Source organism: Schleiferilactobacillus perolens DSM 12744 (assembly GCF_001435585.1).
GTDB classification, from domain to species: Bacteria; Bacillota; Bacilli; order Lactobacillales; family Lactobacillaceae; genus Schleiferilactobacillus; species Schleiferilactobacillus perolens.
This window is the reverse complement of the sequence record NZ_AZEC01000003.1, coordinates 135,546-157,549: the sequence shown is the minus strand read 5'-3', so window position 1 is coordinate 157,549 and position 22,004 is coordinate 135,546. Positions and strand designations below refer to the sequence as shown.

Annotated in this window: 21 protein-coding genes and 2 riboswitches; of the genes, 5 read left to right on the top strand and 16 right to left on the bottom strand. The window is 51.0% G+C overall.

The features are described from left to right. Positions 1–34: 34 nt before the first annotated feature. From FD09_RS04465 to dhaK, 7 genes are all read right to left on the bottom strand, one after another. Complete coding sequence (locus tag FD09_RS04465; RefSeq protein ID WP_057818758.1) at positions 35–1,462, bottom strand: aldehyde dehydrogenase family protein; 1,428 nt, start codon at positions 1,460–1,462, stop codon at positions 35–37. Between the two features lie 297 nt (positions 1,463–1,759). Next, positions 1,760–2,383: a hypothetical protein gene (locus tag FD09_RS04460; protein ID WP_057818756.1), complete on the bottom strand. Its 624-nt coding sequence runs from the start codon at positions 2,381–2,383 to the stop codon at positions 1,760–1,762. 16 nt (positions 2,384–2,399) lie between these two features. Continuing rightward, positions 2,400–3,266 carry a GRP family sugar transporter gene (locus FD09_RS04455; RefSeq protein ID WP_235812214.1) on the bottom strand — a complete coding sequence of 289 codons (867 nt, stop codon included), beginning with the start codon at positions 3,264–3,266 and terminating at the stop codon, positions 2,400–2,402. Positions 3,267–3,314: 48 nt separating this feature from the next. After that, on the bottom strand, positions 3,315–3,965 hold the full coding sequence (locus FD09_RS04450; RefSeq protein ID WP_057818753.1) for a hypothetical protein: 651 nt from the start codon (positions 3,963–3,965) through the stop codon (positions 3,315–3,317). Positions 3,966–4,140: 175 nt separating this feature from the next. Beyond that, entirely contained in the window at positions 4,141–4,524 is a 384-nt protein-coding gene (gene dhaM, locus FD09_RS04445) for a dihydroxyacetone kinase phosphoryl donor subunit DhaM (RefSeq protein ID WP_057818751.1), read from the bottom strand. Between the two features lie 19 nt (positions 4,525–4,543). Then, the gene (gene dhaL / locus FD09_RS04440; RefSeq protein ID WP_057818749.1) at positions 4,544–5,122 is read right to left on the bottom strand and encodes a dihydroxyacetone kinase subunit DhaL; all 579 of its coding nucleotides are present in this window, start codon (positions 5,120–5,122) and stop codon (positions 4,544–4,546) included. Next, positions 5,112–6,140, bottom strand: a complete 1,029-nt coding sequence (dhaK, locus tag FD09_RS04435; RefSeq protein ID WP_057818747.1) for a dihydroxyacetone kinase subunit DhaK — start codon at positions 6,138–6,140, stop codon at positions 5,112–5,114. The genes dhaL and dhaK overlap by 11 nt, the downstream gene beginning before the upstream one ends. 483 nt (positions 6,141–6,623) lie before the next feature. Between dhaK and FD09_RS04430 the strand changes: the two genes are divergently transcribed. Continuing rightward, on the top strand, positions 6,624–7,994 hold the full coding sequence (locus FD09_RS04430; RefSeq protein ID WP_057818744.1) for an FAD-dependent oxidoreductase: 1,371 nt from the start codon (positions 6,624–6,626) through the stop codon (positions 7,992–7,994). A 46-nt stretch (positions 7,995–8,040) separates the two neighbouring features. Here FD09_RS04430 and FD09_RS04425 read toward each other — a convergent pair whose 3' ends face one another. Beyond that, on the bottom strand, positions 8,041–8,919 hold the full coding sequence (locus tag FD09_RS04425) for a LysR family transcriptional regulator (protein ID WP_057818743.1): 879 nt from the start codon (positions 8,917–8,919) through the stop codon (positions 8,041–8,043). Positions 8,920–9,030: 111 nt separating this feature from the next. On the opposite strand from FD09_RS04425, the gene FD09_RS04420 reads away from it, so the two are divergent. From FD09_RS04420 to FD09_RS04410, 3 genes are read left to right on the top strand one after another with little or no spacing between them, the layout of a single operon-like run. Then, positions 9,031–9,447, top strand: coding sequence for a cupin domain-containing protein (locus FD09_RS04420; protein ID WP_057818741.1), 417 nt, complete (start codon positions 9,031–9,033; stop codon positions 9,445–9,447). Further along, a complete protein-coding gene (locus tag FD09_RS04415; protein ID WP_057818739.1) occupies positions 9,444–10,142 on the top strand; it encodes a carboxymuconolactone decarboxylase family protein in 699 nt (232 codons plus the stop codon). The genes FD09_RS04420 and FD09_RS04415 overlap by 4 nt, the downstream gene beginning before the upstream one ends. 22 nt (positions 10,143–10,164) lie before the next feature. Beyond that, positions 10,165–10,485: a carboxymuconolactone decarboxylase family protein gene (locus tag FD09_RS04410; protein WP_057818737.1), complete on the top strand. Its 321-nt coding sequence runs from the start codon at positions 10,165–10,167 to the stop codon at positions 10,483–10,485. 34 nt (positions 10,486–10,519) lie between these two features. On the opposite strand, the gene crcB is transcribed toward FD09_RS04410, so the two are convergent. From crcB to rfbB, 3 genes are all read right to left on the bottom strand, one after another. Beyond that, positions 10,520–10,867: a fluoride efflux transporter CrcB gene (gene crcB / locus FD09_RS04405; RefSeq protein ID WP_157053690.1), complete on the bottom strand. Its 348-nt coding sequence runs from the start codon at positions 10,865–10,867 to the stop codon at positions 10,520–10,522. Then, the gene (locus FD09_RS04400) at positions 10,867–11,259 is read right to left on the bottom strand and encodes a fluoride efflux transporter FluC (protein ID WP_057818732.1); all 393 of its coding nucleotides are present in this window, start codon (positions 11,257–11,259) and stop codon (positions 10,867–10,869) included. Before FD09_RS04400 ends, crcB begins: the two co-directional genes overlap by 1 nt. A 50-nt stretch (positions 11,260–11,309) precedes the next feature. After that, a riboswitch (Fluoride riboswitch) is annotated at positions 11,310–11,374 on the bottom strand. A gap of 38 nt (positions 11,375–11,412) precedes the next feature. Further along, complete coding sequence (gene rfbB / locus FD09_RS04395) at positions 11,413–12,384, bottom strand: dTDP-glucose 4,6-dehydratase (protein ID WP_057818730.1); 972 nt, start codon at positions 12,382–12,384, stop codon at positions 11,413–11,415. A gap of 136 nt (positions 12,385–12,520) precedes the next feature. On the opposite strand from rfbB, the gene FD09_RS04390 reads away from it, so the two are divergent. Beyond that, entirely contained in the window at positions 12,521–13,306 is a 786-nt protein-coding gene (locus FD09_RS04390) for an N-formylglutamate amidohydrolase (protein WP_057818728.1), read from the top strand. Here FD09_RS04390 and FD09_RS04385 read toward each other — a convergent pair. The 5 genes from FD09_RS04385 to FD09_RS04365 form a co-directional block, all read right to left on the bottom strand. Beyond that, entirely contained in the window at positions 13,259–15,571 is a 2,313-nt protein-coding gene (locus FD09_RS04385) for an HAD-IC family P-type ATPase (RefSeq protein WP_057818727.1), read from the bottom strand. The two genes, FD09_RS04390 and FD09_RS04385, sit on opposite strands and share 48 nt — an antisense overlap. 135 nt (positions 15,572–15,706) lie before the next feature. Continuing rightward, complete coding sequence (gene eno, locus FD09_RS04380) at positions 15,707–16,987, bottom strand: phosphopyruvate hydratase (protein WP_057818725.1); 1,281 nt, start codon at positions 16,985–16,987, stop codon at positions 15,707–15,709. 63 nt (positions 16,988–17,050) lie between these two features. Continuing rightward, positions 17,051–17,139, bottom strand: a riboswitch (Fluoride riboswitch). A gap of 340 nt (positions 17,140–17,479) precedes the next feature. After that, positions 17,480–18,448: a hypothetical protein gene (locus FD09_RS04375; RefSeq protein ID WP_162261473.1), complete on the bottom strand. Its 969-nt coding sequence runs from the start codon at positions 18,446–18,448 to the stop codon at positions 17,480–17,482. Positions 18,449–18,660: 212 nt separating this feature from the next. Further along, on the bottom strand, positions 18,661–20,289 hold the full coding sequence (locus FD09_RS04370) for an amino acid ABC transporter ATP-binding/permease protein (RefSeq protein ID WP_057818721.1): 1,629 nt from the start codon (positions 20,287–20,289) through the stop codon (positions 18,661–18,663). Next, positions 20,286–21,989 carry an ATP-binding cassette domain-containing protein gene (locus FD09_RS04365; protein ID WP_057818719.1) on the bottom strand — a complete coding sequence of 568 codons (1,704 nt, stop codon included), beginning with the start codon at positions 21,987–21,989 and terminating at the stop codon, positions 20,286–20,288. Before FD09_RS04365 ends, FD09_RS04370 begins: the two co-directional genes overlap by 4 nt. Between the last annotated feature and the right edge of the window lie 15 nt (positions 21,990–22,004).

Sequence of the window (22,004 nt, the reverse complement as noted above, 5' to 3'; positions counted from 1 at the left end):
AGACGGTCCTTTAATCTATCCTATATTCCCTAAATCAAAGCTGCTGGCGCCGGATCACGCCGCGCAACTCATTGATCAAATCATTCGGGTGCCGTGTTGGGGTGGCCACGGTCTTGATGTTTAACAAGTCTTTATCAGATAAGTTGTGGGAAATTGAGTTCTTGCCGTAAGAACCAGTACCCAACGTTAACGACGGCGTTAAGGCGTTGAATAAACCGCCGATACCGCCCAAAGATGCGGGTTGGTTGACCAGAATCCGGCAGGCGGGCATCTTTTGACCGAAGTCGGCGATAACTTGCTTATTTTTCGTGTGCAGTGCCGCCGTATGGCCCAGGCCGCCGTAATTGAGCAGGGCCAAGCAAATATTGAAGGCGGCCTGTTCATTGTTGGCACGATACATGGATAATACCGGCGACAGCTTTTCACCGGACAGCGGATAATTCACACCAATGCCGCTGATGGCAGCAATTAATACTTTAGTTCCGGCAGGTACTTTGATACCGGCTAGCTTAGCGATCTTTTCAGCTGATTGACCAGCAATCGGACCACGGACGGTATGGCGTTCTGGATCAATGACGGCATCAGACAGCTTTTGCACATCTTCAGCGGGCACAAAGTAAGCCCCTTGTTTGGTGAATTCGGCTTTGACTTTGTCTTCAATATCGGCATCAATAACAATGCTGTTTTCAGAGGCACAGATCATGCCGTTGTCGAAGGTCTTGCTCAGCATAATGTCGCTGACCGCAGCATGGACATCGGCACTCTTTTCAATATAGGCCGGGGCATTACCGGGGCCAACGCCCAAGGCCGGTTTACCAGTGGAATAAGCGGCCTTGACCATACCTGGACCGCCAGTGGCTAAGACAATGGCCACTTGGGGATTATTCATTAAAGCGCTAGTGGCTTCGATACTCGGTTGATGGATGTATTGAATCAAATTCTCTGGCGCACCGGCATTCGTCGCTGCTTGGCTCAATACTTTGATCGTGGCGGCACCACATTGTTGGGCTTGGGGATGCAAGCCAAAGATAATCGCATTGCGGGTCTTTAAGGCCATCAAAATCTTGAAGATGACTGTCGAAGTGGGGTTCGTGACAGGTGTGACGCCAGCCACGACGCCAAGAGGTTCGGCATACGTCGTCAGTCCATGAACCGGATCTTCAGCAATCTTGCCGACAGTCTTATCATCTTTGATGTTGTTCCAAATATATTGACTGGCATAAATATTCTTGATCGCTTTATCTTCGGCATTACCCCGGCCAGTTTCCTTCCAGGCTAAGAAAGCCAATGCGCGGGAATGAGCGATAGCGGCGTTAACCACAGCCTGGCAAATCGCATTCACCTGGGCTTGATCAAATTGTTGGTATTCTTTAAAAGCGTGTTGGGCCTGGGCAACTAAATCGTTCACTTCTGTAGCGACGTTTTGATCTGCGTTATAAACCTTTTTCAATGCAACTGTCATGAATGACATCTCCTGATTACGATTGATTTCACAATTACCATAACGCCTCTGAATAACAATGTAAATAGCGTGAAAACGGGAGATAACAGCCGAAAAATGCTGTTAACATTTAATTTCACAAACTCGTCATAAGGCTATTCAGACCTTGTTCGAGCGTATTTCACAAATGAAAAATGGACTCGTTTTCAATTTCAACGACTATAACAGATATTTTTTTCAATGGAACAGAACAAAATTGCCTGACCTGCGGATACGGGTCGTATCAACAAGTCAGGCAATTTTAAAAATGAAACAGATTTATTTTTCGGCGGCCTTTTGCAACCGATCATAATCCGCCGTGGTCAAATGCAAGATGTCCGTTTGATGGTCTGCATCCACTAACGCTTCGTACCGATCATCTGGGAGCGCCGCGAGGAAAGTTTTCGCATCCACACCCACAGGCTGGAGCCAGCGTTCCAAGTGATGGGCATTGAAATAGCTGCTTTGCTGACGGTAGGTGGACTGGGTGGCGGCGGGATCGATTTCGATCTGGGTCGAATCCTTGGCAATCGTGATGGATGCTAAAGGTGCGGTGACTAAATAATGGGTGCCCAAATCAGTCACCCCCGTAATCGGATCGGCGACCTTCGCCACGGAACGCAATTGATCTTCGGGTAAAATATGCCATACCCGTTGGACAATTTTTTGCCGCCGGGCAAACATGATCAAGGTGCCGCCAGTGGTGATGACTAAGCAGGCTTCAATGAAGATGACAAAGATCAATGGTAATTGACCGCCCTGCTTGGTGCTGATCATTATCTGTTGAATAATCGCAATGACCAATGCGGCCAGCCAGGTCCCCGCGGTGATCCGCAAGGCCAATTGAATGCGGCGGCTGGCCTGAATGAGTTGTTGAATAGGTGCTTGTTCGTTGACTGTCATATAACAACTCCCCCTCCTAGGCCTGCATCACACCGAGCAATATACCGCCAGCGATGATGAGCGCACAGCCAAACAGTGTGTATACCAATTCTTTATGGGTTTTGTGCTCCCGCAAAATCAAGATTCCGCCTAAAGTGGAGATGACCACTCCCATTTGTGATAGCGAGAAACTGATGGCCAACCCGCCGAGTTGAATAGCCTGGGAATAAAATAGATTGCCCAGGCCCCAAAGCAATCCGAGAATGACATTGTAATACGTAAACCGGCTATTCATTTTGCGCGCCGGTTGACTACTGGCCGCCGCAAAACCCTCAATCATCACACCCACGGCTTGGGGTAAAAGCAATGCTGCCGGATCAGGACTGAAGGCTTTATTCACGATGGAATAAAGGGAAATGCCCACACCGGATAAGAGCACAGCCACAATGCCGACCACTTGCCGTTTGGCTGGAGTCACGGTGACACTTGGTTCTTGTTTCTTTTCTTTCACCGAAGTAAAAATAGCGCCGACAATCAAGATGACCAATGCGCTCAAGCCGAATAAGTAATCACGGCCATTGGTCCATTCGCCAAAGACAATTGCGCCCGCTAAGGTGGTGATAATTAACTGGGAAGCAGTCGAAATTGGCATGCCCATGGACACGCCGATCTCTTCTAACCCACGGAACTGTTGGTTTTGGCCCCAACAGTAAAAAAGACCCGACGCGATCCCGACCAAAGTAGTCTGCAAATCGATCGTCGGTTGAACGACAAAATAATACAACAGCGCAAACAACAGAATTCCGTAACTTTCGCCCAGAATCTGATTTTGGCTGTTGCCGCCAATCTTATGACTCACCACGGAGATGCTGCCCCAACACACCGCCGTGATCAGCGCGTACATAATGCCCACGTCCACCACTCCTATTACTGAAAAAGCGTATGAGCTACTTTACCATATTTCAGCCTTTTTTTCATTTCGCATGCTTGCAAGATACTGTTTGAACAACTCAATGTAAAGGTTGATGAACCGGTGATACGTGGCTGTACTCACCTGATTATCTGGGCCGAGGGCCACGGTGGCTAAACTGGGTTGGCGCACATCACCAGGAAATAGTCCGGCAGTCACAGGGACAGTTTGTTTCAGATGCTTTTCAGCAATGGTGGCAGTGAGTTGGACGAGGTCGGTAGCTGGGTCAGCCGTGGTGATTGCTACCCCGGAAGGACTGACGGCTGCTCCGATGATCAGTCCAGTCAAGCCTACCCCGAATTGCCGACTGATGCTTTGATTCGTACGACCCGCTGTCATGGCCAGCAGGCGGACTGTGCCAGGTAAAATGACACCCGCGTCATGGAGTTGAATGAGGGCAATGACGCCAGCTGCTAGCGCTGTGGTACCGGTCAAACTCACAAACCCCAATGTGGGCGAAGAGCCGCTGCCGATTTCTGCCAGCAGCGCAGTTTGGCGAGCGTGATCGGTAAGGATGTCGGCGGTGATGCGGTGTCTGGTGAGTAGTTTCTGTAGATAGTGGTTTTCCTGTGTTGGGTCATCAGCAGCGTCCAGCAAATCCTCCAAAATCCGATCATATTCAGCAAGACGCATTATTACCACCCCTTTAAATGTACCTCCATTGTAATCGGTATAGTGGGAAAGAACGAATAATTTGCTTACAAAAAAAGAGAGCCAAAAGTGGACAACGACCACCGTGCTAATGCTGCGCACTAGCACTCGTTGTATCGAAGTTCAGGCTTTTGTCTTCTCCCTTGGAAATGATTAATTACTTATCGAGGTGCATCGGTTGCAATTGTGGTTCGATGTCTTCGCGCTTCACGCCTGCCTGCAATAATGCGGCGGCAGTGTAAGCACCTTCGATGAATGCGACATCGTAGCGGTAGAGAGTTTTGTCGGTCATGTCTTTGACGAGATCGAGGTTCATCTTGGCACTGCCGAGGTCGTAGAAGACCATTAAATCGTCTTTGGCGTTTTCATCAATGGCTTTCAAAATATGGGTGGCATCGGTGCCGATGTCGCCGTCGCTAGTGCCGCCGGCGGTAGTTAAGGCGATATCCGGGGCCACTTGGCGGATGAGTTTGCTGATACCGGCGACGATTTCTGGTACATGGGAAACCAGCACCATGCCGGTTTTTTCGTTAGCTGCCATAAGCGTCCATCCTTTCTGATTAAGCGGTGGCTTGTAAGAGAGTCTTCAGTAACATGCCTGTGCTGACAGCGCCAGGGTCTAGGTGCCCGATGGAACGTTCACCCAGATAAGAAGCCCGACCCTTCAGAGCGCGCAAGGGCTTAGTGGCATCGACTAATTTATCAATGTTGGCGTCATTCAATTGACCGGCCTGGGCGTCCTTGGCCGCAGGTTCCCAGACATCGACCATGGTCTTATCGCCAACTTTGGCGCCACCGCGTTTGGCCACGCCATCCGCAGCCACTTGCAGCAAATTCGGAATATCCGTACCGCCAGATTTGGCTGCCTTGGCCATTTCTAGGAACGCCGTACCATACAGTGGACCAGCGGCACCACCGACTTTGCTGATCAGACTCATGGCGATGTTTTGGAACGCATGGGCTAAATCAGCGGGCTTGTCTTTTTCTAACCCGTCGGCCACAGCGGTCATGCCCCGAGCCATGTTGTTGCCATGGTCGCCATCACCAATATCTGTATCTAACTGGCTGAGGTAATCCTTGTTTTTCTCCACTTCAGCCTGGTACAACGTCATCCATTTTTCGACTTGTTCAACGTTCATTCCGAGAGTCCCCCCATCCAATTGTTGCGGCTGGTGCATTCAGATAATCCAGCCACTGATCATCCTGCATTTGTAAGAGTGTCAAAGATAGGCCAGTCATATCCAGTGATGTGACGTAATTGCCGACTTTGGTAAAAATCACGTCCGCCTTAGCATCCTTCAGCTGCTCCAAGACATCATTAGCGAATACAAACTGTTCACCCAACGGCGTCGCCCCAAAACCGTTCACTAAGACTGTGAACTTCTTACCGGCCACGCCGCCATCAAAATGGCCGCCGATCTTGCCCAGCAATTCTTTCGCTAATGCAGCAGAAGGCACCATCTTTTCTCGCTTGTAACCCGGTTCGTTATGGATGCCGACGCCGTATTCCATTTCGTCGGGCCCCAGTTCAAAACCAGGATGCCCTACTTCTGGCACCGTGGCAGCATGCAGTGCCACGCCGATCGTCTTGGTTTGAGCGATGACGGCTTTGCCTAATTTCACCAATGCCGCCAAGTCTAGACCGGCTTCTGCAGCGGCCCCGACGATCTTTTCGACCAGCACTGTGCCGGCCACACCGCGGCGGCCTTGGGTATAAAGTGAGTCTTCCACGGCCACATCATCATCAACCACGATGGATTCTACCTTGATATCATCAATGCTGGCCAGGTCCTTGGCCATATCAAAATTCATGACATCGCCGGAGTAATTCTTGACGATCAGCAAAACCCCTTTGCCTTGATCGGCGGCCTTCACTGCGGCATAGATCTGATCAGGGGTCGGTGAAGTGAACACTTGCCCTGGTACGGCGGCAGTTAACATGCCTTGACCTACAAAGCCCATATGTAAGGGCTCATGGCCGCTGCCGCCGCCGGATACGACACCGACTTTTGGCGCGTGTTTTTCATTAAATGCCCGGTCATTGCGGACCACCGCGAGGGTATCCGGAATTTGCCGGATATACTGCGGATAGCTGGCCACCATACCGGAGACCATTTCTGGTACTAAATTACTGGGATCATTCAGAATCTTTTTCAAATCGAAAACATCCCTTTCTATACTGGGATGGGACTGGCATAAAAAACGTCCTCCGCGCCGTACCAAAGCTGCGCAATCTCCGGGAAAATGGGGCTGGAACGCTGTGACGGCGCTTTGAGCCCGCAAAGTGCGCGGTCTCAAAGTCGCCTAACCGCATATAAACTTGCCCAGGACCGGGGCAAGTTTATTGCGGTTTCCACAGCTGAGCCCCATTTTCCCTCCGATTGCTCCGCATTGGCACTGGATACGTCAAGAATCATTATTCTATCCAGTACCACCACCTTGCTTACGCTTCCATTATAGGACAGTGGATGCGGTGGCGTGAAGGTGTTGGGAAAAGCTTTAAAAAATCAGTATTGATTCTTTTTTTAGAACTATTATCAAGTAAATCGTTCACAGCATTGAATCGGGCGCGTAACCCATGCTACACTGGAAGAGTATGGTTGTTGACAATTTAATTTCACAAAAAGGAGACGTGACAAAATGAAAGTTATTGTAGTCGGTTCATCTCACGGTGGTTACGAAACGGTGCGGGGAATTCTTGCGGACCAACCCGATACAGAAATTCAATGGTACGAAAAAGGTGATTTCTTATCTTTCCTATCCTGCGGTATGCAGCTCTACTTAGAGGGTGTGGTCAAGGACGTTAACACTGTCCGTTATGCCACACCAGAAGGCATGCGTGCCCAAGGTGTACACGTCTTTACACGCCAAGAAATCACAAGTGTGGACGCCGCAGCGCATCAAGTGACCGTCCATGACTTGGCCAATGACACGACACGCCAAGAATCCTATGATAAATTAGTATTGAGCGTGGGGGCGGTGCCTGTTAGCCTGCCCGTTCCCGGGACTGATTTGCAAAACGTCTACGCGATGCGTGGGCGGGACTGGGCGATTAAGCTGAAGGCCAAGACGGTGGATCCGACTGTCCACAACGTTGTGGTCATTGGTGCTGGCTATATCGGCGTCGAAGCCGCTGAAGTCTTTGCCAAAGCCGGTAAACACGTCACTTTAGTGGACATGATTGCCCGACCGCTGGGCGTTTATCTGGATGCGGAATTCACCGATGTACTCACTGACACGATGAAGGCCCACAATATTTATCCGGCGACTGGTCAAATGGTGAAAGAATTTGCGGGCCAAGATGGCCGCGTGACAAAAGTGGTCACAGACCAAGGCACCTACCCGGCAGATTTGGTCATCCAAACTGCGGGGATCAAAGCCAATACTGGTTGGCTCAAGGGTGTTGTCGATTTGGATGAAAAGGGCTTGGTCAAGATTAACGACCATCTGGAAACATCCGCTCCGGATATTTACGCTGTGGGCGACGCCACGAAGGTACCATTTGCACCAACTGGTGACTTAGAGCAAATCGCTTTAGCCACCAACGCCCGGCGTCAGGGTCGAATTGCTGCGATGAACTTGTTAGGCAAAAAGACCACTATGCCGGCTGTTTCGGGCTCTTCTGCCCTGTCTGTCTTTGATTACCACTTTGCTTCGACTGGGGTCAAGGAAGGCACTGCTGACAAATATGGGGTGAAAACAGCCTCTGTGTTTGTGACAGACTCCACCCAACCGCCCTTCGTTCCCACTGAAGCGGGCAATACCCAAGTTGACTTTAAGTTGACTTACGATCCAGAGAGTCACCGCGTCTTGGGTGCGCAAATTATGTCGAAGCGGGATGTCACCGCGAATATCAACGCGATCAGTTTAGCGATCCAAGGGAAGATGACGTTAGAAGACTTGGCTTATGCTGACTTCTTCTTCCAGCCTGGATTTGACCGGCCTTGGAACGTGATGAACGTGGCGGCGCAGAAAGCTTTGTTAGCGGAAAAACAGGCTGTCCGTAACTAGTATTGAACTGTCTGTTGCGCCAATACTGCGCAATTGGGACCTGGAATTATTCCAGGTCCTTTTTTTCGTCAAAAATCTTTAGGAATGCTCTGGCAACTGGAGATTGGATGCTGTTTTTGGGCCATATTAAGGTCATGGCAGTCGTCAATTTGGGAGTGAAGGGAATGAATGTGAGGGTTTGGTCGGTGGGGTCGAGGAGATGGCTGAGGGTGACTGCATAGCCGACACCGGCTCTGGTTAATAGTGCGGCGTTATAAATCAAGTTGTAGCGAGTGACCACTTGATTTTCGGTCAGAGGTGCCCCAAGCCAGTTCTCTACCATCTGCTGAACGGCGGCGCGGTCAGAAACCATGATTGGCAGGCGGGCCATATCCGCTGGCGTGATCCCCTTTTTCTTGGCGAGCGGTGCTGTGGGCAGCATCGCCAGACCCCAAATGTTGCGCCCGGGGATTGATGTCCAGGCGTATTTATTTTTGTCTGCCGGATCAATGACGACACCAAAATCTAATAACCCGTGATCCAACCGTTCAAAAATCTCATCCGCATTGCCGCTATAAATCCGCAAGTGGACCGCGGGGTATTGCTGGACTAGTTGCGCGGCGGCGGTTAAGACCGGCTGGTTCAGCGGGGATTCACCCAGACCGATCGATAGTGGTCCACTCAACGGTGTTTGTTGATCCAAGGCTGCGACCGTGCCATCCGTCAGCGCTAAAATCTGACGTGCTCGATTCACCAGATACGTCCCCGATGAAGTTAAGCTAATCCCCCGGCCGGACCGGTCAAATATGGTGGTGTGCAGCTCTTCTTCCAAGTCCATGATTTGCCGCGATAAGGCCGGTTGAGAGACATGCAATAATTGTGCGGCAGCAGTCATAGTGCCAGCATCGGCGATAGCCACTAAATAACGTAAAGTCCGTAGTTCCATGTTTTTTCCTCCTATAATCTGTGTGCATGGCGCCCTATCATCTATTAGTATTATACATTGTGTGGCCGGTGCTGTATGGTAATCATGAACACAAAGGAAGGACTCTTCGATATGACAAATCACGCAGAAAAGGGCGGTCTCTTCGGCTTAGGAGCCAAAAATACCGCTTATCAAAAGTATTTCATTGGTCAAAGTTACTTAAACGGCTTGATTCAAGCCGACGATGATATTGACGTCAATGTCGCAAATGTCACCTTCGAACCCGGCTGCCGCAACAACTGGCACATTCATCACAACGGTTTCCAGTTACTGCTGGTGACCGCTGGTGAAGGCTGGTATCAAGAAAAAGGAAAACCGGCCCGTCTCCTCCATCCCGGCGATACGGTGACCATTCGCCCAGGTGTCGAACACTGGCACGGCGCCACTAAGGATAGCTGGTTCACGCATTTGGCCATCACCCAAGGAACGACAGAATGGTTGGCCCCCGTGACTGATGCGGAATATGCCCAACTGGATCAAAACAAATGAACGACAAGCAGGCAATAGAAGGCTTTTCTAAACGTATTGCTCCCTTAGTCGGGGCAGTTGAACACTCTGGCGCCATGCACTTGAGCAGCGATCGGTTACTGATTCCGTTAATTGCTAGTATCTGTCAGGGAACTATTCCGCCGATCACGGCGCAAACCCAGGCCATCCTGGCCGCCGGCATCTCCCCGCAAATCCTACTGGAAACAGTGTATCAGCTCTCCCCAGTGGTGGGATCTTTGCGTGTCGAATCCGCACTTGCGGCCATTCAGGATGTCTTCACGGCCCAGCAGATCACGTTTACCCCTGCCATCCCCGATCAGACTGACGGCTTCGGTGCCCAAGCTCAAGCGGCGCTTTACGGCACTGAAATCAAGAATTTGTTGAAAGATTTGCCAGATAGTGCGGGCGAATTTATTCCTGCCGCCTTGACCAATCATTTCTTCAACGATTATTACCAATACGGTGTCTTAAGTGTCAAAGATCGGGAACGGTATGAACTGTTAGCGTTGATCACGATGAATGTCAGTTTTCAAATCAATGCCCATGCCCGCGGCAGTCTCAAGGCCGGCAATACGGAACGTGAATTGGTTTGGTCCGCCATCCAGCTGCTGCCCTATATCGGCTTTCCTTTGGTGATCAACAGTGTCCAAGCGATTCACCAAGCAGCTTTGGCGTTAACTAATCACAATAATTAATAAACACATTGGAGGTTATTTTATGGCTAAAAAACAAACGGCTGGTCGCGATCGTTTAGGCGACTTTGCCCCGAAATTTGCGGAACTGAATGATGATGTTTTGTTTGGTGAAGTATGGTCCCGGGAAGATAAGCTGTCTGCCCGTGATCGGAGTATGATCACTTGTGCTTCGCTTATGTCCCAGGGACTTTTCCCACAATTAGAGTCCCACATGAAGATGGCAAAGCAAAACGGTGTGACCAAAGACGAGATGGTCGAACTGATCACGCAGTTAGCCTTCTATGCTGGTTGGCCTAAGGCTTGGTCCGCATTTGGTTTGGCTAAAGAAATCTACACAGATTAGCAGAAAGGGCAGATCGCCACGACCTGCCCTTTTCTTATGCGCCAACAACCAAGCCTAGCCAAACTGCCGTCAAGCCTAGAATCACTGAGCCGCCCTCGTATAGCATTGCCCAGGACCATTGGCGGTTTCGCAATTGAATGACCATGTCTACTGTGAAAGTTGAGAACGTGGTGAATCCGCCACATAGACCAGTTAACAGGACCGTTTGCGCCATGGGCGACAGACCGGCCAAGTTGGTAAAAAAGCCCGCCGCGAAGGCTCCCGAAATATTGATGAGCATCGTGGCCCACGGCTTGCCGGGCCACCACGCCTTGCCCATCGTCGTCACGCCATACCGCAAGGCAGATCCGATCCCAGCACCAATTGCAATCCAAAGCCAGATCATCGCGATCCCTCCCGTTGAATTGTGGCCCGATCGCCTAGATAATAACCGAGGCCGGCAAGCAGTGCTCCGCCAATCAGATTAACCAACAATAAGCCCAGTGTTCTGCTGGGGGCCTGGTCGATGTTCGTCACAGTCGCCAGCATCAACGTGGAAAACGTCGTGTAGCCGCCAATTAAGCCCGTGCCCAGCCCGAGCACTAAAGTATCTGACAAATCACTATCCACAGCATAAGCAGTTAACAGCGCCAACAAGAAGCTGCCGCTCAGATTTTCAATCGTGGTTCCCACCAAATTAGTCGGATCACCAACCAATTGATTTAACCCGTATCGAGCCATCCCACCCAGCGCGCCGCCGAGAAAGACGACGACAATATTCCGTATTATTTTCAAATTGTTACTCCTTCCATCAAAAATGACGTCTACAGCGCACTGCTTTGGCAGCAACTGTAGACGTCATTAATTACGTTCTGTAATGGTTACGGCGAACGTCATCACCGATTAGATGCTTCACATTTTACCCGGAAAAGCCCCATCGCACAATGCCTAATCTGTATTCAGTCTCTCCCACCAACCACGATGGGCCTGATACCAATCAATCGTTTCCGACAGACCGGCATCAAAGGAAATGGTGGGTGCCCAGCCAAGCTCCCGCCGAATCTTGGTGGCATCCAGGGCGTATCGGGAATCATCACCCAATCGGTCTGGGACAAGCTGAATCAGCTGAGGATCAATATGCAGTTGTTGAATAATCCGGTGCACAATGGCGAGGTTGGCGTGTTCGTTATTGCCGGTCACATTGTAGATTGATCCGCTTTGACCCCGGCGCAGCACCAGGTCAATGGCGCGGCAATGATCGGTGACGTGGAGCCAATCCCGCTTCTTTTGACCATCGCCGTAAACAGGTAAGGGTTCCCCGGTTAACCCGTGCTGAATCATTAACGGAATCAGTTTTTCTGGATACTGATAGGGTCCGTAATTATTGGCACACCGGGTAATCACGACATCCAGTCCATAGGTATGGTGATCGGCCAGTGCCATCAAATCCGCGCTAGCTTTACTGGCGGCATAGGGGGAGCTGGGGCGCAACGGAGCGGCTTCTGTGACGTGGCCTGTGCCAGGAATGCTGCCGTATACTTCATCAGTGGAAACTTGGAGAAAGCGCGTAATCTGCGTTTGACGGGCCACATCCAATAGTGCGGCTGTCCCCCGCACATTCGTATCCACAAACACTAATGGATCCGCAATACTGCGGTCCACATGGGATTCAGCAGCAAAATTAACGATGGTGTCGACCTGGTACTGACGAATCACTTGGGTCACTAGATCACGATCCAGAATGTTGCCGTGGACAAAATGATAATGCGTCCCTTCCGCCACATCGGCCAAGTTGGTTAAGTTGCCGGCATAGGTTAACGCATCCAAATTGATTAAGACATCGTCCGGATGTTTTTGCCGCATGAATCGAATAAAGTTGCTGCCGATAAAGCCAGCGCCACCGGTCACTAAAATATGCATAGAATTCTCCTCAGCAATTCGCTCGTCCACGATTTTTGTTTCTCTATTGTTCATTCTACCAATGGTTGGTATAGTTTCACCAGATTCAAAAAAGCGATGGCCTCTGTGACCACCGCTGAAAAATGGAGATATTAATTTGGAATTATTCACGATCCACAATCAACACGCACACCGCTACCCGATCGTCATCAGCCTGCCCCATAGCGGTACCTGGATACCAGACGATATGCGCCAAGCCCTTCTGCCTGATGCAATTTTGGCCAACACGGATTGGTTTTTGCCGGAACTGTACCGGTTTTTGCCAGATGCCGGGTTCACCACTTTAGCAAACCACGTGAACCGCTATGTGGCCGATCCGAATCGGCCGACTATTGTCGCCCCAGTGGGCAGTTATCAGCGAACCACGATCTACCAGCAAAACACATTTGGGCATCCGCTTTACGCCGAACCGTTATCTTTAGAGACTATCCAAGAACGATTAAAAGCATACTATCAACCGTACCGCGGGGCGTTACAGCAACTATTGGCGGACAAGATCGCCGCATTTGGTCATGTGACCCTGATCGACCTGCACAGTTTTGCGTTTTATCCAGGCCAGCCGGGGATCAACCCCCAAGATATCGTTCTAGGCAACGCCCATGACCAAACAAGCAGCAAGGCCTTTCGCCTGCAGATCACAGATGTCTTGAATCAGGCTGGTTTTTCCGTCTCCAACAACTATCCGTTCCGGGGCGGCGATATTACACGCCATTATGGCCAAGATCCGCGAGTCACAGCCTTGCAAATTGAGCTGAATTACCGCTGCTATATTGGTCGCCGACGATTTGGCGAAGAAGAGCTGACCGGTTATGATCGGCCATTGTTTATCGAGGCATCACGCCGCCTGAGTCCGATAAAACAGTTGCTTGAGCAGATCCAATAACACCGCAAAGATGATTACCCCCGCAATGACGATCAGGTAAGGACCAATCGCCACTTGCGGCGTGATAATCCCGGTTAAGGCCATGATTGTGGTTAACACCATATTCAAGCAGGTCACACCTAGGACAGTCCGGCTGGGAATTGCCCGCCAAAACGCACCGCGGGTCCGGGTCATATAAATTGTCGCCATTGCAGAGAAGATTAAATAGGCAAAGAGCAAGGTACTGACATTATCTGCGGGCAGTTGAAGTTGATATTCAAAGTACCACAACAGTGCAAAGCCTAATACCAACCAGCCCACGGTCAAACCGCTGGCAATTTTGGCTAAATCGCCTAAATGCCACCGGGTCGGACGATCACTGGGATAAGTTCGATCTGTTCCCAGTGTGAGGGTCACCGAATCGTTCATCATGACGATGAAAACAATCATACTCAATGAAATTGGAAAATAACCAGTAAACAGATAGCCGAAGGTCAACAGGATCGTCAACTGGGCCGTCCGGGTCAATTTAGTGATGATCCAGGTCATCATCCGTTGATATACCCGTTGGCCAGAGTCCACGACATCATTAATGGCGCCCAGGTCTGGTTCGGTCAAAATCACATCGGCCGCCAGTTTGGCAATATCGGTGGCGGTGGTGACGGCGATGCCGACATCTGCCTGTTTCAAGGCCGGGGCATCATTCACCCCATCACCCAACATGCCAACCACGGCGCCGGTCTTTTGTAAATCTTGGACCAACCGGAACTTATCGGCTGGCAAGACATTGGCAAAGCCCGCATAATCCCGCGGGGCGCGATCCATATCATCAGGCGTGCCGATGTCCCCCTGCAAACCAACTTGGCCGGCCACGGCCTGGGCCGTGGCCCGGGTATCACCAGTCAGCATAATGACCTGTACTCCGCGGGTCCGCAACCGTTTGATCAATTCTGGAACGTCCGGTTTGATCGGGTCGGCAATGGCGACCAAGCCAATAATGGCGCCATCAACCGCCACGGCCACCACCCGCGCGCCGGTGGCCGTCAATTTCGCCAATTCGGCTGTGAGATTATCTGGCACTTGGGCTTCCTTCATGAGAATCGTGGGCGAGCCTAATTGCACAGCATGGTCGGCATTTTGCCAATTAACCGTGGCCTTCGAATATTTCGTGGCCGGATCAAACGGTGTAAAAGTCGCCGGTGCCAGCAAAGTGCCTTGTTTCTGGGCGCCCTCGCGAATGGCTCTTTCAATGCTGCTGCGGCCCTGGGGATCACAGGCAGCTGCCGCCAGAGTTAACACAGCGTCCTGATTAAAAGTAGTGGGCTGCAGAGCCGTGACGGCTGCCAAAGCAGTGCGATCCTGAGTCAGCGTCCCAGTCTTGTCCACCAGTAACACATCCAGCGAAGCCGCTTCTTGAATCCCCGTCAAACCACTAACGAGGATTTTTTTCTTCGCTAACCGCGACGCTTCCACCGAGTTAGCCACGGTGAAGCTGGACGGCATCGCCACAGGAATCGTGGCAATGAACAAAATAACCAGGAACGGCAGCAAAGTCATGATGCTCGTGCCCCGCAGTAACGCTGTCGCAGTCAAGACGACGACCAGGGCCACATCCAGAATCACCAATAAACGGACAATGCCGAATAGGAGTTTTTCCAATCGGCCAGGGGCCGTGGCATGGGTCAACAGTTCGGCGGTTTTACCATAACTGCTGTGTGTCCCGGTCTTAGTCACTTGCACAATGGCATCACCGGAAACCACCGTAGCAGCTGCATAGACGGGGTCTTTGACCGCCTTCGCCACTGGTACGCTTTCACCAGTCAAAGCCGCCTGATCGGCACTAAGGCTGCCAATAAGCACTGTCCCGTCGGCGGGGATCACATCCCCCAGTTGAATGTGGACAATATCCCCGGGAACGAGTTCATCCGCAGGCATGTTTTCCCATTGAGTCCCTCGCTTGTCCCGCGATTGCGTGCGCAGATCGGCGTGCAGGCCGCCCAAAGCTTTCATCGACCGTTTCTTTTGCACAGCGCCATCAACAGCGGAGAAAACCAGCAGCAAAAGAATAAATGTCGCCTGCAGACCTTTACCGAGAAAGAATTCCAGGATAATGGCGGCCTCCAATAACCAGGGCAGCGGTCCCCACAAACCGTTTAACACCAAGCACCAAAACGCGGTGGGCAGCGCCGGTTGCCGATTGGCCCCAAATTCTTTTTGTTTCGCAGTGACTTCTGCAGAGGTTAGCCCCGCTTGTGTATATTGTTCTTCCATTGGCGTTCCAGCCATGATGCGCCATCCCTTTCTTTACTCTACAAAAACAATTATACCCATGCAGTTAACAAAACCTGCATGGGTATAACTGAGATAATCACATGTCTTAACTAAACCGGCATGGCCGGTATTAATTTGGGACTCGGCTGATTAGTCTAAGTCAACGTTATCGGGGAAGTAGGCAATCTTAGCTTGGTCACCCAATTCTTCCTCGATCCGCAGTAATTCATTGTACTTAGCCAGTCGTTCACCACGGGCTGGCGCACCAGCCTTAAGTTGTTCAGCGTGCATCGCGACAGAGAAGTCAGCGATGAAGTCATCGGTGGTTTCACCAGAACGGTGGGATACCATGACCGTGCAGTTGTTCTTGCGAGCCAACCGAATGGCCTCCATGGTCTCGCTGACAGTACCGATCTGATTCAACTTGATCAAGAACGATGTGGCTAAACCAGCCTTGATGGCCTTACGAATCAGCTTCGGGTTGGTGCAGACATTATCATCGGTGACAATTTGCACCCGATCCTTATTCTTTTGAGTAAACTTAGAGAAGTTGTCCCAATCATTTTCACCGAAAGGATCTTCAATAGAGACAATGGCTGGATACTTCTTCAGCAAGTCCTCATAGTAGGCGGTCATTTCGGCAACAGACCGCTTCTTACCCTCAAACAAGTAAGTGCCATCTTTTTGCGCAAAGCTAGAAGCGGCGGCATCAAAGGCAATCCCGATTTCCTTGCGGGGTTCGTAGCCGGCGTCCTTAATGGCCTTGACCAGTTCTTGAATCGCTGCTTCATCAGACGGCAAGTTCGGGGCAAAACCGCCTTCGTCGCCTAAGCCAGTGGACAAGCCTTCTTTTTCAAAGTTGGCCTGTAATTGATGATAGACATTCACGATCTTCTCGAAACCATCGCGGAAACTCTTGCGTTCGATGGGTGTAATCATGAACTCTTGGATGTCGATATCATTGTCGGCATGTTCGCCACCGTTGATGACGTTGTGGAAGGTTTGTGGTAATTCCAAATCCACCCCGCCAAGGTAACGATACAACGGTTCGTGCAGGGAATCAGCAGCCGCCCGCGCAACGGCCATGGAAGTGCCTAAAATGGCATTGGCCCCCAAACGACCCTTGTTCGGCGTACCGTCTAATTCAATTAACTGATGATCGATTTCGGCCTGATTGAACGGTGAAACGCCCTGTAAGTGTTCGTTGATCTCACCATTGACATTACCCACGGCCTTCAACACACCTTTGCCGCCAAGACGAGAACCGCCGTCGCGTAATTCAACGGCTTCATTTTCCCCAGTGGACTTGCCAGAGGGTACGCCGGCACGGCCAAAGCCGCCGTCGCTCAAGCGGACATCAACCTCTACTGTGGGATTGCCCCGTGAATCAAAAATTTCGCGACCATGTACTTGACTAATCGTAACTGCCATCACCAAAAACTTCCTTTCCCAAAAATAAATAAAAAGACGCCTACAATAGGCCGCTCGCAGCGGAATATTGCAGACGTCATCAATTACGGAGTGTAATATTTGAAGTGCTGTTAAATACAGCACCACTGGCGAACGTCATCGCCTATTTACTTATTACTCTTCAAGAATAACGCTCGGTTTTGGAAAGTGCAAGGTAGTTTTCAGAAATTGGGTCTTTGGCAGCCGTGCCAATGCTGCGCAATCTGCGGTGAAATGGGGCTGCGAAGCGCAGCAAGTGCGAAGCCGCAGGCGTAGCAAGCTGTGACGGCGCTTTGAACCCGCTGAGGTGCGCGGTTTCAAAGTCGCCTAACAGTATATAAACTTGGCCAGGACCGGGCCAAGTTTATTACTGTTTCCACAGCTGAGCCCCCTGCCACCTTCGCTTGCTCCGCATTGGCACTAGATCCGGGAACATTCAAAGTTTTCAGTGCTACCTTATTCGTCCTCTCTTTTTCAGAGAGAAATCCCGGCAATCACGAGGCGTTCGGCGAGGTCGGTGTTTTGGAGGACTTGGACGCGGTTCTCTTGGACATAGCCAACTGCTTCGTCCTCTTCTTCGGGGAGGTGGCCGGTGGTGACAAACCATTTGATGGGGACAAAGGTGTCGAATTTTTCGAAAGTGGTGTATTGATAGGCCACCATTTTCTGAATGCCAGCTTCGTCGACCACACCGTCATCTTGTTGGGCATGGACGAAGACCACCGCGCCAAGTTTACGGAAAACTGCAATGACATCCGCCGCAGCACTGGGTTCGTCTGTGGTGGGCAACTGGGAGATCGCCGGAAAGATGATTTCGGTGGCACCTAATTGAGTCAAATAGTGGGCAATTAACTGATGATATTGTTTCTCGGGCATCTTCAGTAACGCTGCTTGCATCTGTGCAATGTCCTTTTGACTTGGTTCACTTGCCTGGGTTTCCTGGCTTGGCGTGAGCAAAGCTTGGACATCGGTAACCGATTGACCGGTCAGTTTCAGGTCAGTCCCCCGAAATTTCAAAATGGATGTCAAAGCCGGTCCTAATTGGCGCTTGGTGGGAACCACCATGTCCAAAGGCTTCACGGTCACCACGAAGCCGATATCATGGGCCTGGGCAATGGCCGGTTCGACTTGCGGGCCATTGGTGACTTTAAAGAGATGGAAATGATGGCCCTCCGGTACCACCACGACATCCCCCGCATCTAATTGCAGAAAATAATACAGCCAGTGGCTGCGGGTACCAGTGGCCCAGGGTAAGTTCATTTGTTGGCCTAAACCTTGGAAATAAACGGCAAAATCAGACTTTGTCATTTGCTGGGCGTGACGGATCAAGTTCTCGCCTTCGCCTGCTATGACAAAGGCTGCGTATCCGGTTGATAATTTGTTTTCTTCTTCCAATAACCGCTTTTGTTCTGCGGCAGATGTCTGGTTATAAATGCGATGCATTAAGTACACGGTCGACAAGCCCCCTCAATGATGATCCGCGCTGGCAATCCCCAGATGGTAACGCCTACGATAGTATCTTAAGGTATTATACCAATCATTAACCGATTTCTAAAATCGAAATGATAAAAATAGCTTAAAGATGAGCTGCCGGGGTGTGGGCCATTCAATTCGAAATTTAACTTTAAGCCATCGTTCTGCGCTGTCAAATCAGATTATCTTTCAGACACGACTATCAGATGACTGTCTTGTAAACGCCAGACCACATCACAGACACCTAGAGTTTCTGATCGATGGGTGATCATCAGGACCATGCCGGAATAGTAGTGTTTTACACTAGTCAAGATGATTTTTTCGTTTAAGACATCGAGATTACTGGTGGGTTCATCGAGGATCAGGAGGGATGACGGGTGCAGGAAGGCACGGGCTAAGGCAAGGCGTTGTAGTTCACCAGCGGATAGTGCTGGGGCAGTGGGATCGATAATGGTTTGCAGGCCCTGCGGTAATTGGGCAATGCGGTGGGTCAATTTCACCTGTTCAAGGACTCGGGTGATGGCCGGGTCTGTAATCTCGGTGTCGCCTAGGGTCAGGTTTTGCTGGATAGTGGTGTGGAAAATTTGGGCCTGTTGGGGCAAGTAGTTGATCCGCTGCCACAATGATTGAGTCTGGATGTCAGTAATAGACAAATCGTTGATCCGAATGGTGCCGACGGGCGCCGGGTACCATTTCATCAGGAGCTTCACCAGGGTCGACTTGCCCGCCCCGCTTTCGCCGATAATGCCGCCAATTTGACCACTATGCAGTGTTAACGAGACATCCTCCAGGATGGTCTGGGACCGCTCAGGATAGGCAAATGTGAGGTGGTCCACGGCGATTTCGTCAATTGGTCGCGCCAGTTTAACTTCTCCGGTATTGGTGACCGGTTCTGGCGTGTCCAATAGTGCAAAAATGCGGCGGGTGGCACCTAATCCTTTACTTAATGCATCTGGCAGACTTGAGAGCGCCAGCAACGGTCGGAAGGAAAAGGGAAAAGCCAACAGTAACGGCACCAGTGTCCGGGAAAAATTCGTTTGTACCCCGATCCACGCGGCCAGCAGCAACCAACTAGCCAAAATAATGACCCATGCCAGCCAGTTCTTTTGCCAGTTAAGCAATCCCACTTTCTGCTGGGCAGGGGCTTCTTCTTGATACTGATCATCCACGGTTTGCATTTGCTGATCCACGGCAGCCAACTGCAATAGGGCATCTCTCCCGCGCACGGCTTCTAACATTTCTTGTTGGGTGGTGGCTTGCACTGTGGCTAATTGGGCATTGGCCTGGGCCAACTGGTGATACTTAAAAAACGGCAAGGCAAAGCCAATCACTGCCGCCACTAGCAGCATCACCACTGCCGCCGCCAGACTAATTTGGGCGTATCCCACCGCAAGGATGATGGTGAAGCCAATCCCAATGGCGATAGGTACTAACGTGTGGGCATAAAAGACTTCCATGGCCTCAATATCACTGCCCACTGCCTTTAATAAATCACCAGAGCGCTTGGCAGAAAGGCCAGCCGGAGCCAGCCGTTCCACTTTGGCGTAAACCGTATTACGCAGATCAGCCAATACTTTGAAGGCCACATAATGTCCGGCATATTGCTCCGCGAAGGCACACAATGCGGCCAGAATCACGCCTGCGGCCAAGGTCCACGCAAGGCTTTGCAATTGGGTGCTGGGACTGATCAAAATGCGGCCGGTTTGCCAGGCGACAAACACTTGCCCCAACTCGGCTACCATCCCGGCCAGCCAACTCAGTATCAATACGGGCAATAAATAGCGGACATACGCCACCATTCGTTTGATCATCCCGCCGCTTCCATTTCTTTTTGGGTATCCAGTAACCGTTTGAAACCGGCATTGTCTTGATACAGCACAGGTGCGGCCCCCGTGGTGATGTGCTGATTGGTCAAGAAGTGAATAACCGCCAAGGCTTCAATGGACCGCCATTCATGAGTGATGCACAGTACAATTATCGATTCGCTCAGCCTTTTCATCACAGTCATCATCACTTGGACATTGTCAGCATCAATATTGGCCGTGGCTTCATCGAAAATATAGATATGTTTATTCATCAATACCAAACGGGCAAAGGCAATTTGCTGCCGCTGCCCCGGGGAAAGGAACCGCCCGTTTTCACCAATGGGGGTGGCTAGCCCCTCCGGGAGAGTCTCCACGAATGCACACAGCCCCAGTTGCCGCACTTTTTGCCACCAATCTGTTTGATTCCTCACCCCGAGGCTAATATTCTCGGCAATCGTCCCAGAGAATAAATAGGGATGGTCATTGAGGTAACCCACATGCTGGAGAAAATCGGCGGTGGTCAGCTGATCGATATCGGTTTGATTAAACTGCACCTGTCCCGCGGTAGGTGCTAGTTCACCCCGTAAAATTCGAGCCAGGGTGCTTTTCCCCGTGCCATTTTCTCCCACGAGACCGTAAAGCTGGCCCGGCTGCAAAACGAAGGAAACGTCTTGCCACAAAGGCTGACCGTCGGGATAACCAAAACCAGCTTGGGCAAAAGTCACGGTGTGCACAGGTGCAGTCACGGCTGTATAAGCCGATTGCGGTACCTCTCCACCGGCCGCAATAACCCGAAAGATATTCTTCAGTGCTGGCCGGGTGGACATCACAATATGGAAGAAATACCCCAACTGCCGCTCTGCGACTAATAATTGAGCCAGCAGCAGCCATAACACGCCGGCCTGAACAATGGACAGGCCACCGTTAGCGACGGCCGGATAAAGAACAAACGCCCCAGCACCCATGGTCGCAAAGACCAGACCGTTGAGAATAAACAGCGACTGCAACTGATATTTCAGCAAAGCCATGGTTTTGCCTCGGAAAAATTCAGCGTCCTCGGCGAAGGATTGTCCGTAACGCTTCTGGGCACCATACATCACCAGCGTGTTCATACCGCCTAAATCATCTAAAAAAGGACCGCCCAACCGCAGGAAACCCTGTAAGTATTGCCGGTTGATATTAGGACTGATTTTTTGCAAGCACATCATCCCCACTCCCATCAACAGGAAGCAAAGAATAGGCAACAGCCACAGCCAGCTGTGCCAGGCGATGGCGAGGCCAATCAAAAGGAGAAAGGAAAAGCCGCTGGCGCAGATCGCCGGTAGAAAGACGCCGTAAAAACTGTCCAAGCGGCCAATTCCGGCCAGATCCCGCTGAATCACCTTATTGCTGGTTAATTCCTGGGAATCCGTCAGGCTCGGGGTAAATAATCCCCGCAAATAATCACGGCGAATCTCGCGTTTAGCCAAAACGGTCCATTGCTGGATCCGTTGGCGTGCGCCTGGCGTGAGAAAGTAGATGGCATAAACCAGTACGAACCCACCAAGCACAACCGCGCCCCACCAATTCAAGCCGCGAGCCGTCCACCAGGACAAGACGATCCCACCAGCCGCCACCGGCAGCACCAGCAGCAGCCACTCATCCACCATTTGCTGGATTGCCCCGCTCCGGCCGGCGCGGCCGTATTTAAAAAGTTGTTTGATCATCTGTTTTTCTCCTAT

Coding starts and splice junctions, on each gene's coding strand:
- FD09_RS04465 (WP_057818758.1), bottom strand. CDS start 1,462: ATGACAGTTGCATTGAAAAAGGTTTATAACGCAGATCAAAACGTCGCT.
- FD09_RS04460 (WP_057818756.1), bottom strand. CDS start 2,383: ATGACAGTCAACGAACAAGCACCTATTCAACAACTCATTCAGGCCAGC.
- FD09_RS04455 (WP_235812214.1), bottom strand. CDS start 3,266: ATGTACGCGCTGATCACGGCGGTGTGTTGGGGCAGCATCTCCGTGGTG.
- FD09_RS04450 (WP_057818753.1), bottom strand. CDS start 3,965: ATGCGTCTTGCTGAATATGATCGGATTTTGGAGGATTTGCTGGACGCT.
- dhaM (WP_057818751.1), bottom strand. CDS start 4,524: ATGGCAGCTAACGAAAAAACCGGCATGGTGCTGGTTTCCCATGTACCA.
- dhaL (WP_057818749.1), bottom strand. CDS start 5,122: ATGAACGTTGAACAAGTCGAAAAATGGATGACGTTGTACCAGGCTGAA.
- FD09_RS04430 (WP_057818744.1), top strand. CDS start 6,624: ATGAAAGTTATTGTAGTCGGTTCATCTCACGGTGGTTACGAAACGGTG.
- FD09_RS04425 (WP_057818743.1), bottom strand. CDS start 8,919: ATGGAACTACGGACTTTACGTTATTTAGTGGCTATCGCCGATGCTGGC.
- FD09_RS04420 (WP_057818741.1), top strand. CDS start 9,031: ATGACAAATCACGCAGAAAAGGGCGGTCTCTTCGGCTTAGGAGCCAAA.
- FD09_RS04415 (WP_057818739.1), top strand. CDS start 9,444: ATGAACGACAAGCAGGCAATAGAAGGCTTTTCTAAACGTATTGCTCCC.
- FD09_RS04410 (WP_057818737.1), top strand. CDS start 10,165: ATGGCTAAAAAACAAACGGCTGGTCGCGATCGTTTAGGCGACTTTGCC.
- rfbB (WP_057818730.1), bottom strand. CDS start 12,384: ATGCATATTTTAGTGACCGGTGGCGCTGGCTTTATCGGCAGCAACTTT.
- FD09_RS04385 (WP_057818727.1), bottom strand. CDS start 15,571: ATGGCTGGAACGCCAATGGAAGAACAATATACACAAGCGGGGCTAACC.
- eno (WP_057818725.1), bottom strand. CDS start 16,987: ATGGCAGTTACGATTAGTCAAGTACATGGTCGCGAAATTTTTGATTCA.
- FD09_RS04375 (WP_162261473.1), bottom strand. CDS start 18,448: ATGCATCGCATTTATAACCAGACATCTGCCGCAGAACAAAAGCGGTTA.
- FD09_RS04370 (WP_057818721.1), bottom strand. CDS start 20,289: ATGATCAAACGAATGGTGGCGTATGTCCGCTATTTATTGCCCGTATTG.
- FD09_RS04365 (WP_057818719.1), bottom strand. CDS start 21,989: ATGATCAAACAACTTTTTAAATACGGCCGCGCCGGCCGGAGCGGGGCA.